Source organism: Wolbachia endosymbiont (group B) of Chorthippus parallelus, assembly GCF_947251815.1.
GTDB lineage: Bacteria > Pseudomonadota > Alphaproteobacteria > Rickettsiales > Anaplasmataceae > Wolbachia.
This window is the reverse complement of the sequence record NZ_OX366390.1, coordinates 1,616,287-1,628,756: the sequence shown is the minus strand read 5'-3', so window position 1 is coordinate 1,628,756 and position 12,470 is coordinate 1,616,287. Positions and strand designations below refer to the sequence as shown.

Annotated in this window: 10 protein-coding genes and 1 tRNA gene; 3 read left to right on the top strand and 8 right to left on the bottom strand. The window is 33.6% G+C overall.

Features of this window, described 5'->3' with window-relative positions; translation table 11 throughout:
- Nucleotides 1-48 precede the first annotated feature (48 nt).
- Nucleotides 49-999 (top strand): complex I NDUFA9 subunit family protein, encoded by a 951-nt coding sequence (locus OPS21_RS07295; protein WP_264336530.1) that lies wholly within the window; start codon nt 49-51, stop codon nt 997-999.
- A gap of 10 nt (nt 1,000-1,009) precedes the next feature.
- Here OPS21_RS07295 and OPS21_RS07290 read toward each other — a convergent pair.
- From OPS21_RS07290 to rpmF, 4 genes are all read right to left on the bottom strand, one after another.
- Nucleotides 1,010-1,083, bottom strand: a tRNA-Arg gene (locus OPS21_RS07290).
- A gap of 157 nt (nt 1,084-1,240) precedes the next feature.
- Nucleotides 1,241-2,197: a beta-ketoacyl-ACP synthase III gene (locus tag OPS21_RS07285; protein WP_264336531.1), complete on the bottom strand. Its 957-nt coding sequence runs from the start codon at nt 2,195-2,197 to the stop codon at nt 1,241-1,243.
- Nucleotides 2,190-3,227, bottom strand: coding sequence for a phosphate acyltransferase PlsX (gene plsX, locus OPS21_RS07280; RefSeq protein WP_264336532.1), 1,038 nt, complete (start codon nt 3,225-3,227; stop codon nt 2,190-2,192). The genes OPS21_RS07285 and plsX overlap by 8 nt, the downstream gene beginning before the upstream one ends.
- 8 nt (nt 3,228-3,235) lie before the next feature.
- Nucleotides 3,236-3,418, bottom strand: coding sequence for a 50S ribosomal protein L32 (rpmF, locus tag OPS21_RS07275; RefSeq protein ID WP_006014434.1), 183 nt, complete (start codon nt 3,416-3,418; stop codon nt 3,236-3,238).
- Between the two features lie 229 nt (nt 3,419-3,647).
- Here rpmF and OPS21_RS07270 point away from each other — a divergent pair, with 229 nt between their 5' ends.
- Together OPS21_RS07270 and OPS21_RS07265 are read left to right on the top strand one after the other, a co-directional pair.
- Nucleotides 3,648-4,430 carry an MlaE family ABC transporter permease gene (locus OPS21_RS07270; protein WP_264336533.1) on the top strand — a complete coding sequence of 261 codons (783 nt, stop codon included), beginning with the start codon at nt 3,648-3,650 and terminating at the stop codon, nt 4,428-4,430.
- Nucleotides 4,423-5,124 carry an ABC transporter ATP-binding protein gene (locus OPS21_RS07265; protein WP_264336534.1) on the top strand — a complete coding sequence of 234 codons (702 nt, stop codon included), beginning with the start codon at nt 4,423-4,425 and terminating at the stop codon, nt 5,122-5,124. The genes OPS21_RS07270 and OPS21_RS07265 overlap by 8 nt, the downstream gene beginning before the upstream one ends.
- 271 nt (nt 5,125-5,395) lie before the next feature.
- On the opposite strand, the gene ffh is transcribed toward OPS21_RS07265, so the two are convergent.
- The 4 genes from ffh to OPS21_RS07245 all read right to left on the bottom strand — a co-directional run bounded on the left by ffh (nt 5,396) and on the right by OPS21_RS07245 (nt 12,460).
- Entirely contained in the window at nt 5,396-6,739 is a 1,344-nt protein-coding gene (gene ffh, locus OPS21_RS07260; protein WP_264336535.1) for a signal recognition particle protein, read from the bottom strand.
- Nucleotides 6,724-8,283 (bottom strand): proton-conducting transporter transmembrane domain-containing protein, encoded by a 1,560-nt coding sequence (locus tag OPS21_RS07255; protein WP_264336536.1) that lies wholly within the window; start codon nt 8,281-8,283, stop codon nt 6,724-6,726. Before OPS21_RS07255 ends, ffh begins: the two co-directional genes overlap by 16 nt.
- Before the next feature lie 618 nt (nt 8,284-8,901).
- Entirely contained in the window at nt 8,902-9,303 is a 402-nt protein-coding gene (locus OPS21_RS07250) for a hypothetical protein (RefSeq protein ID WP_226079314.1), read from the bottom strand.
- An 85-nt stretch (nt 9,304-9,388) separates the two neighbouring features.
- The gene (locus OPS21_RS07245; protein ID WP_264336537.1) at nt 9,389-12,460 is read right to left on the bottom strand and encodes a WPE palindromic element domain-containing protein; all 3,072 of its coding nucleotides are present in this window, start codon (nt 12,458-12,460) and stop codon (nt 9,389-9,391) included.
- Nucleotides 12,461-12,470: the final 10 nt, after the last annotated feature.

Here is a 12,470-nt window from a genome sequence, read left to right as displayed (position 1 = left end):
ATAAAACTATTGTATTAATTTAAAGTTAAGTTATTGGAAGTTTTAACTGTGATAAAACGTATAGTTATTTTTGGTGGAACGGGATTTATAGGAAAACACATCGTAAGACGCTTGGCAGCGGCGGGGTATTTAATAAGAATATTTACTCGTGATCAGGAAAAAGCTGCTTGTCTAAAGTTATGTGGCAACTTAGGGCAAATATCAATACTTGAAGGAGATTTTTTTAATGAAAAATCAATTTTAGAAAGTATGGAGGGGTGTGATGTTGTTATAAACTTAGTAGGAATATTATATGAAAAAAGAAAATACGATTTCTATACAGTTCATGTTGGAATAGCTGAAAGAATAGCAAAAGCTGCGCAAATAAAAAATGTATCCATGATGATACATTTTTCTGCCATGGGAATAGAAAATGATAAGTTATCAAAATATGCCCAAAGTAAATTGAAAGGTGAGAAAGCTGTAGCTTCGGCGTTTCAAGGAGCAATGATAATTAAGCCCAGTCTTGTATTTGGTAAAGAAGATAATTTCTTTAATAAATTTGCAAGATTAGCAACAATTCTTCCTTTTTTGCCGTTGATCGGTAGTGGAATAACGAAGTTTCAGCCTATATGTGTAACAAACTTAGCTGAAGTGGTATACCGTATTATCAGCTTTAATAAGCAAGATAAAAAAATTTATAATATAGGTGGATCAAAAGTTTACTCTTTTAAAAGCTTATTGAAGTTTATTCTGAATGTGACTAACAGAAAGTGTCTACTGATCAATGTACCTTTTCCAATGGCAAGATTGATAGCCTTTTTCTTAGAAAGCAAAGTTGTTTCTGTGCTGTTAAAACCTATAACCGGAGATGCAAGCCCTATACTTACTCGAGATCAGGTGCAAGTTATGATGAGTAGTTCAATTGAAAAGTCAGATGATCTCGAAACAATGAAAATTCGACCATTAGCAATTGAAAATGTGGTACCAGAGTACTTGAGAATTTATAGAAAGCATTGATAGAAGAGAATGTGCCCGGTAGGATTCGAACCTACGACCCACAGCTTAGAAGGCTGTTGCTCTATCCAACTGAGCTACGGGCACACAGCATATATAAAATGCTTCTTAGTACACGTGAAGTCAAGTATTTCTTGTGAATATGATGTTTGTAATAATATCTCAAAACTTTGTCAGTACATCATATAACACTGAAGCTCGGAAAAAAAAAGAGGCTTGGGTAATGGAAAGTGATGTAAGAAGTTTAATAATGTAGCAATATGGAACCCCATGTGAGACCTGCACCTATTGCAATCAGCAGTACCAGATTTCCTGATTTTATTTTTGATTCTTGTATTGCATAGTCTAAAGCCAGTGGAATTGACGCTGCTGAGGTGTTTGCATGCTTATCAACAGTATTAATCACTTTCTCTATAGGAAAATCTAATTTCTTTACTACTGCTTCAATAATACGAATGTTTGCTTGATGGGGAATTAACCAGTCAATATCAGTAATCTTCAAACTATTGCATTTTAGAGTTTCCTCTACTGAAGTTGTTAATTTCTCTACTGCATGTTTAAACACTTCTCTTCCATTCATAAGTATCTTTCCAGAATCACGAGTAGAGGATATTCCTCCGTTCGTACATAATATGTCCACATTGCCATCAGAGTGTAAGTTTGTTGATATGATGCCGCTGCTACCCATTTCCGATTTTATTATCACTGCACCAGCACCATCACCAAAGAGTACACAAGTTGACCTATCTTCCCAGTCAACAATCCTAGACATGATTTCAGCACCAATAACGAGCGCATATTTAATTCTATTGTTAGATTTTATGAGCGAATCAGCAACTGTAACTGCATATATAAAACCAGAGCATGCTGCTTGTACATCAAAAGAAAATGCGTTTTTACATTTTAACTTACTTTGTATAATCGTTGCACAGCTAGGCAAAGTTTTATCAGGCGTTGTTGTTGCAACTATAATCAAGTCAATTTCATCTACTGAAATTTTAGCTTTTTCTATAGCACTTTTTGCTGCATTAACAGCTAAATCTGACGTTAGTTCTCCTTCATCTGCTATATGCCTTTGAACTATTCCTGTTCTCTGCTTTATCCATTCATCGTTTGTTTCAATTATCGATGCAATTTCGTTATTACTCAAAATTTTTTTTGGTAGGTAAGAACCAGTGCTCAATATGAAACTTTTATTCAATATGACTTATCCCGTTAATTATCTTCTGGTTTAAATTTTCACTGATTGCATTTACTGCAAATTTTATAGCGTGAGCAAAAGAAATAGCATCAGAATTTCCGTGACTCTTTATAACGATACCATTTAACCCTAAAAACATAGCTCCACTTCTAATTTTAGGATTAAAACGCACTAACGCCTTACTTAACTTAGATTTTAATAACGTACCAATAAGCATTTTTATTATCCATGAGTTAAATACTTCCTGCTTTATTAGATCGATAAGAGTACTCGCAGTTGCCTCAGCTGTTTTTAACATTACATTACCAACAAAACCATCAGCAACAATTACATCTACATTACCTTCTAGAAACTCACTTGCCTCTATATATCCTTTAAAGTTAATACCTGGATCGTTGCTTAGTAATTCAAAAGCCCCTCGTACTGAATCAGTACCTTTAACTTCTTCTGTACCAATGTTTAGCAAAGTAACTTTAGGATTTTCAACTTTTAATGCTATTTTTGCAAATACACTTCCCATTAATGCAAATTGAAATAATGAATCAGCATTACAGTCAACATTTGCACCAAGATCAAGTAACGCAAAACTTTTTGCCTTAGTTGGACAGATAGATACAATAGCAGGACGATGAATACCTGATAATGTTCCTAAAATAAACCTAGAAATTGCCATTAATGCTCCAGTATTGCCTGAGGATACTACTCCAGAAGCTTTACCTTCTTTCACTGCACTAATTGCAGCCTTCATACTTGAATCTTTGCGATGTCTCAGTGCAAAAGAGGGCTTATCATTTGCAAGAACATTGTCAGAGCAATGGGTAAATTCAGAATTGTTATTTACTTCTTTATATTTTGAAAGCAAAGGAGATATTTCTTTCTGATCTCCATAAATACGAAAAGAAACCTTAACACCCGAATCAACAAGATTATCTAAAAAAAACACAGCACCTTGAATGACTGAAAGAGGTGCAAAATCACCCCCCATAGCATCAAGTGCAATTACTATATTATTGTTGACTGTGGGTAACATATCATGAGTTACTCCGCCTTTTGTTTAATGAAAACACGTTTTCCTTTGTAACTATTGTCAACTGCTATGTTGTGAGGCAACATGAATTCTCCAGTTGTTGCACATACCACAATATTCTTAGGCTTAATAGCATGATGAGAACGATGCATATTACGCCTTGACTTTGACTTTTTTCTCTTCGGAACTGCCAAAACTTACTCCAATTCAATTATATAACACAATTTATTAGTAGCATGTTTTTTACAAGAAGTAAATAGCGAAATAAGTAAGGTTTTCTTATACAGTTCAGTCTTATAAACTTAAACTCAAGCATTTTGATCAAAGTATATTGAACTTAAGACATATCTTGACTATACTCTGGCGAAGTTAATAAAAATTTTAATAAAATCTAAAACTAATTTTAGCTAAGATAAATGTAAAGTGAGTTCCTTTAATATAGACAGCGTTAGAATAATCGGTAGATGCTTTATGAACTTTCTCTTGAGAATTGGTAACGCATTTGTATTTTTTATTCAATCTCTATATCACTGCTTTACTCCTCCATATTATTTTAGCAATGTGGCAAGACAAATTATAGAGATAGGCTTTTTCTCTTTGCCAATTGTTGGGCTAACTGGAGTTTTTATAGGAGCAGTGATAGTTTTACAGAGTAGCTTAAGTGGTATATTGATTAATCAAGAACAAGTAGTACCTAAACTTGTTACGATCACTATCATTAAAGAGTTAGGGCCAGTTTTGATCAGCTTAATAATGGTAGGAAAGGTTGGGTCCTCAATTGCAGCAGAAATTGGCACAATGCGCATTACTGAACAAATAGACGCACTTACAACTTTGGACATCAATCCTTTCAAATATTTAATTGTACCAAGAATTCTAGCGTCAGTTATAGTATTTCCAATACTTACAGTATGTGCAGATCTAATAGGAATATTTGGAGGGTATGTCACTGCAGTCTTTGAATTTAACCACAATTTAAATATATACATAAAATATACAGCTCAATTCTTTAATATGTACGATTTTATTGTTGGACTAATGAAAGCGACTGCTTTTGGCGCCATAATTTCTGTCTCAAGCTGCTATTACGGTTACCATTGCAAAGAAGGTGCACGAGGAGTGGGTGTTGCTACAACATCAACTGTTGTTTTATCGTCCATACTGATCATTTTAGCAAACTACATGATTACTTTGATACATGCGTAACCCCATAATATCAATATCGAACTTAAATTTATCTTTTGATGAAAGGACAGTACTAAAAGATCTAAGTTTCGATATATTAAAAGGGGAATCATTAGTCATACTTGGCGGATCAGGAAGTGGCAAATCTGTATTAATAAAAACAATCATTGGCTTGGTGACACCAGACTCAGGGTCTATTAAAATAAATAGTAAAAGCAAAAATAAATTTGGGGTGTTATTTCAAAATTCCGCTTTATTTGACTACGTTACAGTGTGGGAAAATATATCTTTTAATTATAAAAAGCGCTTTAATATCAGCAAAAAGGAGGCAAAACAGCTAGCAATTGAGAAGTTAAATGATGTTGGACTGGAGGAAAACATAGCAGATATGTTTCCAATAGAGCTATCAGGTGGAATGAAAAAAAGAGTGGCACTTGCAAGAGCAATTGCACACAACCCAGAAATTATTGTATTGGATGAGCCAACTTCAGGATTAGACCCAATCATGTCAGATGTAGTAAACGAGATAATAATAAAATTATCTCAAGATCTTCGCCCTACAATTATCACGATTACACATGATATTCATAGCACATTTAAAATAGCTGATAGAATAGCAGTATTATATGAAGGGGAGATCATTTCTCACGGAACTGTTCAGGAAATACAAAATACTAACAACGAATATATAAAAAAATTCATTTATTGTATATAGCTACAGGTTTACAAATGATATTGTGGATGCTATAACTAGAGTAACTTGAGCTATCGGCAACCTTCGGTCTGTTACTAGTGTAGTGATATAGTGTGTTAGCTATAAAACAACGCATTAAATATAGGTAAAGTAACTTATATCAATTTTTATTATCATGCCAATTCTAACTGCAGAAATTTATTGAATTTATTACTTCACGCTAAAATAATATATTTTACTATTCAACAGCAATTACAACTGATGATTTTATTTCATTCTACTACCTGCTGATTTATTTTCTGCTCAGCATATCCATTAAATCAGATTCTTTGAGTTTATTATGATCAACTTTACTGAATTTATTCACCATAGAGCTCATTTGATTATACTGCTTAATTAGAAGATTAACGTCAGTTACACTTGTTCCGGACCCCTTAGAAATTCTAAGTCTTCTTTTGCCATTTAAAATATCTGGATTTTGCCTTTCTTTTTCGGTCATTGAGTTTATGATGGCTATATATTTTTTCACTTTATTGTCGTCTGGCACACTGCTACTTAGCTTTTTTGTGAATGAACTAGGGATGAATTTCATTATGTTGCTAATACCATCCATTTTATTGAGGGTTTTTAACATGCCCACTAAGTCGTTCAGATCGAACTTACCCTTTTTTACTTTCTTTTGCAGTTTATCAATTTCTTCCTGACCAACAATCTCAGCAGCTTTCTCAACCAATGAGACAACATCACCCATACTCAGTATCCTTTTTGCAATTCTATCAGGATAAAAATCATCAAGGTCACTTAATTTTTCACCACAAGCAATAAATTTAATTGGACAATTGGTGATCATTTTCATAGAAAGAGCAGCACCACCACGTGCATCACCATCAACACGGGTGAGAATAATCCCAGTTACACCTATTATTTCATTGAATGATTTGGCAATGTTTACTGCATCTTGACCTATCATTGCATCGGTTACTAAAATAACCTCTGTAGGTGAGGATATTTCCTTCACATCTTTCAGTTCATTCATCATATTATCGTCAATATGAAGCCTGCCTGCGGTGTCTAGTATTAATACATCATAATTATCGTTCTTTGCTGCTGCCAGTGCCCTTTTTGTAATTGTAGTGGGCTTCTCGTCTATTACTACAGGTAAAGTTTGCACATCTATTTGTTTACCTAGCACTTCAAGTTGTTTTTGAGCAGCTGGTCTATAAATGTCCAAAGAAGCAAGCAACACTTTTTTCTTTTGTTTTTTTAACTTCAGAGCAAGTTTCCCTGAAGTAGTTGTTTTTCCCGCACCTTGCAAACCCACCATCATAATCACAGCAGGAGGTTTAACCGATAAATTTAAGTCACTTTTTTCTGATCCAAGAACTGCAACTAAATTATCCTGCACAATTTTGATTATCATTTGTGCCGGAGAAACACTTTTTATGACTTTTTCCCCAATCACTTTATCTTTAATGTCGTTGATGAATTTTTTTGCAACTTCAAGTGAAACATCAGCTTCAATTAAGGCCATGCGTATTTCTCGCATGGCAAGGTTAAAATCATCTTCAGAAATAATTGACTTTCCTCTCAGTTTATTAAATACAGAATTTAAACTTTCAGTTAACGATTTAAACATAATATAATTAGTAGAATACTCATTAAAAAGAGAGAAGAAGCTGAAACAAAACTCACTGAGTTATAACTCAGCACTTCTTTAAGTTTATTAATATTATTAAAGTATAAACTAGCAGGTGAATTAGTCAAGTTTTGCAGTAGGTTGGCAGATATTTCTCTCACTTTAAAGATCAGTTGATTGAACAGCAAAGCAATATATGGTATAAGAGCTCTGAAAATCCAATCAACATCCATTTTAAAATTTATTCTTGGATAAAACAACTTGCGTAAAGGAATAAACAATAAAGTGGTACATAATAACAAATTAAATTGCGACAAAATATTTTTTGTGTTGTACACAAAATCGAAAATCGAAGATTTATTGTAAATAGGTAAGTAAGGATTGCCAGCGATTACACATATAAATGCTAAAATAAGCATAGATATTTTACCTTCCCTCTTTGCTAAAGGTTTTGACTTACTTTTTGCAATAAATATGTAGTAAAGAAATTTGAGTCCCACGCTTAAATAAAGCAGTAAATTCAGAATCTTGTATAAATTTTTATATCCTTTTAGGGCAGCACCATTTATTTCAATTTCAGCTGCAATGTATGATTTACTGACGAATCCAGCAGTTCCAGGAAATGTAGCCATTGTGAGTACTGCGATCATAGCGCACATACCTTCCACTGACATTAGTTTACCCATTCCATTAAAACTAATTGTTTTTGTTTGTGAAATAATCGAATTGCTGACTACAAATAATAGTGATTGATAAAGAAGAGAGAAAATTATGTGTAACATCAAAATTGGTATTGCATTTTCTGAAGGGATGAGTAAACCTCCTGCAATAATCAGCAAGCCCATTTGTCCTACAGCATTGTAGCATAAAAATCTACGAATATTTTGCTCAAGGGAAGCAAATATAATGCTGTAAATTACAGTAATGGCGCCTACAAGTGCTAATATTTCAGTACAATCTTGCCATAGGGTATAAGTGTGTAAAAGCATCACTAAAAAAGAGACTTTAGTGGTAAATAAAGAGAGATATGTAGTGCCATGCAGTGACGCATCAGGATACGCATCAACAACCCAAAATGAAAAAGGGAAACAAGCACAGTTTATCAATAAACCCAAAATTATCAGGTTAGTGCTTTGAGATGCCAATCCTGCTATCAATATAACTCCAACGAAAAAGTGTATACAAGCGTACCTTATTGCAGATCCACTATCTTTACAGCTAGCCGCGATAACAAAAAATGCACTGATGGTCATTAACTCAAAGAATATTATAACCAATATCATATGTTCAGATAAAACTGCATAAAGTGAACTAATAGTGTAAGCAGCAAAAGATAGCATCTCTGAAAAAGTCAAATTTTGTGCTGGTAGAACAGCTAAAAATGCAACTGATAAAAAAGATATTAGTACGATACGAAAAGATAAATCAAAATTTAGAACTGGATGAGAGCAATTCAGCGTAGTACCTAAATTTTCAGGTAATATTAGGACTATCACTATTAATGTAGTCAATAGAAATAGCAATAAAAATTTATAAAGTTGCACAATGATGTAAAACAGTATGGTTTATGCTACCTCAACATACAAATAAAATCAATTTGCGTATTAACCACTAGTTAAGCTAATTACCATATAATTATATCAGGGTTTAGAAGGTCATAGAGAAACCGGTCAGATTAGGTTTTTAATCTAATCTGACCGATAGCTTTAATAGTGAGGTAAGCTTTAATATAGCACTCCTAATTCACAGTGCTACACTCGTGCATAATTTATTTTTAATTTGTGCACGAGCGTTAGTAAATTATTTACTTTTTGAAATAAAGTTTGGCATCACTTTAATATCTAGAACTTCATTAAGTCTGTCAGTTGAGAGTTATTTACTCGCTTTTTCTTCAGTATTTGCATAAATATAATGGAGCTGCCAGTTTTTAATGCACTCATTCGACTTTTATGCTCTTCGCAATATCTGATTCTATTAAAGAATTCTTCGTTAATTTAGTTTTTTATGTTTTTTGGATAATGATATAGATAGGTTCCGCTAACACGTAATGGAATATTAAATTGTTTATCTATAGATCCCTGTATCAAGCATTGTAATGACGGCATTCGAGTAGAGATAATGGAACCAAGAGAGCTCTGAGTAGCTGTATAATGAAAATTAGATTATATAAAAACCTCTGACAACACATTCTGTGTTGTATCATTGTCCATAACTGTGTAATCAATATTATATTTATCGAATTCATTGTGCATCCTAGTTAAATGTCCTTTATCATGATCCAAAAGAACACTTACGTAGCTCAAGCTATCATTAAAAAGATCATTATAAATTACTGGAAATTGAACTGTGTAGGATGTTGTACACTCATCTTGACCGTTATTATCTTTACAAAGGGACATTTTTCCTGTTTTGCCAGTATCATCTTTAGTAGAAATAAGAAATTTCATACCTACGTCTTCGTTTTTTGCTATAAACTCCTTACACTTTCTACTTTTTGCAGAACATGGTCCTATAGCTATAGAGTAGCTTTCTTTTGGAAGTGTGAATATTAACTGATGTGTCATAATACTACCTTAATAAAAATCATTATTGTAGTATAGATTTATTAATAAATAATATACATTATGGTATAATTAGTACAAAATAGGTTTAACCAATCTCAGTAGGACTGCCAGTTGGACCCATAAGAATTATTTGTTCACCTTTTTTAAAACATTTACATAAATTAGTGGAACCGCCAGTTTCAAGCACAATAGTGGAAATAAATCCTTTTTTTTTGTCTACTTCAGTGCCGGTTACTGCTATACCTTCCATAGCAAGGTTTGTATTATTGGCTTTTCTGCTATTGGTTTCAAAATTTTGCAACCTAAAGAATTGTCCAGGTTTAAAATTCTTTGCCGCAAGTGGTGCTTTGATCACTATTTCCACAACTTTGTTTGTTAAATATTGAACTTTTATAACCTTTGCAGTGAATTGCTCTTTGATTTTTTTGAAAAATTCTTTGTTAGTTAGGTGTTCTGATATTATTCCAGCGCGTGACGCTTTAGCGTGCAAATGCTGCAATTTGTAGGTAATTCGCATAGCAGGTGGTGTCGTGCAAATAGCTGACACTGGAATCCAGTTCTGACTATATAACCATCTGGTGTACTCATTCAAAGTTAAGTTTTCTGGATTCCAGTGTTTGGGCACTGGAATGACATCTTTTTTGGTGAAAGTTACTCTTATATTACAACATTCATACAATTGTGCATATGACTCCGAGATTCTAGCCGGAATGATATAAATGAAGCTATTAACTCTATTCAAAAGCTGAGAAATGATAGGGTAACCATTCTTAGCGCTTGCCATAGCTTTGACTACACTGCCGCTATACGAGGGATGAAGATCACCAAAAAAGCTAATTGTTTTATTGCCTTCCTTATATACTAATATTCTATCTTTATCTCGCATCTTAGGAGAAAAGATAGGATCTATTTCTTTTCCCGATGAATTCAAATGAGTAAAATATCCGTTACTTAATTTAAAATGCTTTTTATCTTCTGTTGCAATAACTGTATTTGGCTTAGTACCTGCTGCTATAAAAATAGAACGTGCTTTTATATGCTTGATTTCATCAGATTTTGTGTCTATTAGTTTTATTGATTCAGCGTGGTTATATTTATCTGTTACAACTTCAATCGGCTCTAAGTTTTCAATAAAGTAAATCCCTTCTGATAGTGCATTTTGCACCTCTTCGCTATTTAATCGATAACTTGGTGAATCTTTTAGCTCTTTTCTATATACAATTTTCACTCCCCCTAGACTTTGCATTAGTTCCAATATTTTTGCTTCTCTATTCTCTTTTTTTGCTGATTCTTGCTCTTTTCGGATCAATTGTGCATGCGATATCAGCTCATTTGCAAGTTCATATTCCTCTTCTTTCCAATCTTTTTCGACATATTTCTTTCCATACTTATCAACCAATATTTCATAACGAAGAAGAAATTTTTCTACTTGAATCGGATAGTAAGCTAAAACTTCAGTAGCAGTATCAATTGCAGTGAGTCCTGCACCTATGACAACTATCGGCATACGAACTTGCAGATTTGCTATAGAATCAAATTTAAGAGCGCCAGTCAGTTGTAACGACATAAGAAAGTCAGATGCCATGCGCACTCCACGGGCTAGTATGTTTTTTATTTTGATCATTCGTGGCTTACCAGAGCCAAGTGCCAAGGCAATGTGATCAAAACCCAAGTTAAATGCGTCATCAACAGTTATCGTACTGCCAAAACGAATGCCTCCATAAAGTGCAAAATTCTCACGTCTTTCCAGCAGTAATCTAATAATCTTTAAGTAATTTTTATCCCACCTAGAAGTAATGCCGTATTCTGACACTCCACCAAACCCATCTGCCGTGCGTTCACTCAATTTTTCGTGTTCAAAATCTTTAATTAGCTGTAAATTATCGATCAAAGGTTCAATCTTTAGTCCATCAATGGCGATAACGTTATGCCCATCGTTTAATAAATGATGAGCTAAATTAAAACCCGCAGGACCAAGGCCTACAACTAGGACGTTTTTTCCAGTGTTTCCTTTTGGCAATGGACGCTGAAAATTTAAAGGATTCCAGCGGCTAAGCAGAGAATATATTTCAAATCCATACGGTAAACTAAGCACATCATCTAGAATCCTTGTTTCAATTGCTGGCACATTTACGGGTTCTTGTTTTTGATATATGCACGAATTCATGCAGTCATTGCATATTCTGTGTCCAGTAGCCGCACATAATGGGTTATCTATCATCACAATTGCAAGACTTGCTATGCTGTATCCTTCGCTTTTTACCAGATTCATTTCTGATATTTTCTGCTCTAGTGGGCAGCCGTGCAGCTCAACTCTAAGTGGAGACTTTTTGAAAGTGTTGTCATCATTGATTAGCCCCTTTGAGCAGTTGTCCTTACTTTGCTTATGACAAAATATGCAGTAGTGAGCATTATCTAGTGCTTTATTCAAACTCACCTTTTTGCTTGTTAGATCAAAACCATATCTTCTTTTCACCTCATTTGAATACAGAACCTCAACCTCGTCTACTTCTTTTTTCAAGAATGATACGAGATTTTCGTAATCAATTTTCTTATGTATGCTAAATAGTATACTCTGTTTATTTTTCACTCTCCAAACTGCATATTGAGCCGCAAGTTCTATTTCTTCTTTGTGATCCTCTTTATTTTCAAGCCAACTCATTACCTGCTCAGAAAAGTTTTTTTCTGTTGTCGGTAAAGTAATGAAACTATTTAATTTGTTAGTGACATAATCAATATTTGCTACATCAGTGTATTTCTTCAATGCATAACGCTGAACAAATAATCTTTTGCATCTGTATATTACAGCAAAGTCATTGTGTTTTTCCTTTAACTCTTCTACTTCTTTTTCAATATTGAAAAATTTTGCAATAAATTCATCAAGTAAATGTGAGAGATCCATTATTAACTGGCTATTACAACCATCTTTCATCCAAGCTGGAATCCATCCTTCTTGTTTTCTGGATCCCAGTGTCAAGCACTGGGATGAACACTGGGATGACATCGAAGAAGAAGCTGCTTTTTCTCTTGCTTCAACTAATGAATAAAACAAGCTTTCATCGCACGATTTTATGTAATCCAAAAACGCCTTATCTAACTTTATTAATTCACTACGAGTGTATAAGTTTGAAAATGAGATTTTGAAATTCAGTTGCATCTTTATACTA